Annotated in this window: 2 tRNA genes and 2 rRNA genes; all 4 read right to left on the reverse strand. The window is 41.2% G+C overall.

The features are described 5' to 3' along the window. Nucleotides 1-500 (reverse strand): 23S ribosomal RNA (locus KPL37_RS19470); the annotation flags it as partial. A gap of 165 nt (nucleotides 501-665) precedes the next feature. Beyond that, nucleotides 666-742, reverse strand: a tRNA-Ile gene (locus KPL37_RS19475). Nucleotides 743-748: 6 nt separating this feature from the next. After that, nucleotides 749-824, reverse strand: a tRNA-Ala gene (locus KPL37_RS19480). Nucleotides 825-991: 167 nt separating this feature from the next. Continuing rightward, nucleotides 992-1041 (reverse strand): 16S ribosomal RNA (locus KPL37_RS19485); the annotation flags it as partial.

Raw genomic sequence — 1041 nt, forward strand, 5'->3', positions numbered from 1 at the left:
ACGGTACTTCTTCACTATCGGTCACTAGGTAGTATTTAGCCTTGGGAGGTGGTCCTCCCAGCTTCCCACAAGGTTTCACGTGTCTCGTGGTACTCTGGATTAGATCTGACTGTTCTTCCTTTTCATTTACAGGCCTATTACCTTCTGCGGAGCAGCTTTCCAGCTATCTTCAATTAAAGAATTACAGTATTTATGATCTATCCTCAACCCCTAAGTCAAAGACTTAGGTTTGGGCTCATTCCCTTTCGCTCGCCGCTACTTAGGAAATCGATATTTCTTTCTCTTCCTCCGGGTACTTAGATGTTTCAGTTCCCCGGGTCTACCTCTGCATACCTATTTATTCAGTATGCAGTACATAGTTGTTACTATGTGGGTTCCCCCATTCGGAAATCTTTGGATCACAGGCTATTTGCGCCTACCCAAAGCTTATCGCAGCTTAACGCGTCCTTCTTCGGCTCCTAGTGCCAAGGCATTCGCCATGCGCCCTTTGTAGCTTGACCTTTGATTCTGTCTATTTACATAGACGTCTTGTTACTTAATATTAATTTTGCGAAATCGTAATAAATTAACTTATAACTACCCACCTGAATTTTACAATCCATGCATCATAGTTCTAAATCTATTTAAAACAACTTTATTACTGTGCAATTTTCAAAGAACATAAATGGTGGGCCTAGATGGACTCGAACCATCGACCTCACGCTTATCAGGCGTGCGCTCTAACCAGCTGAGCTATAGGCCCATTTAATGGTGGAGGTAAAGAGAATCGAACTCTTGACCCCCTGCGTGCAAGGCAGGTGCTCTCCCAGCTGAGCTATACCCCCATTATTAAAACATTTTAAGAAAAACTATTAATTAACTCCTAAGAGTCAATATAATTAGTCTCTCAAAATTAAACAGAGAAATAAGAACGAGTAATTACAATAGATATTTTGAAGAATAATTAAATTCTTCTATTATAAAGACCGAAGTCTCTATATCTACTCCCTAGAAAGGAGGTGATCCAGCCGCAGGTTCTCCTACGGCTACCTTGTTACGACT

Source organism: Clostridium frigoris (assembly GCF_018861865.1).
In the GTDB taxonomy this organism is placed as follows: Bacteria; Bacillota; Clostridia; order Clostridiales; family Clostridiaceae; genus Clostridium_AD; species Clostridium_AD frigoris.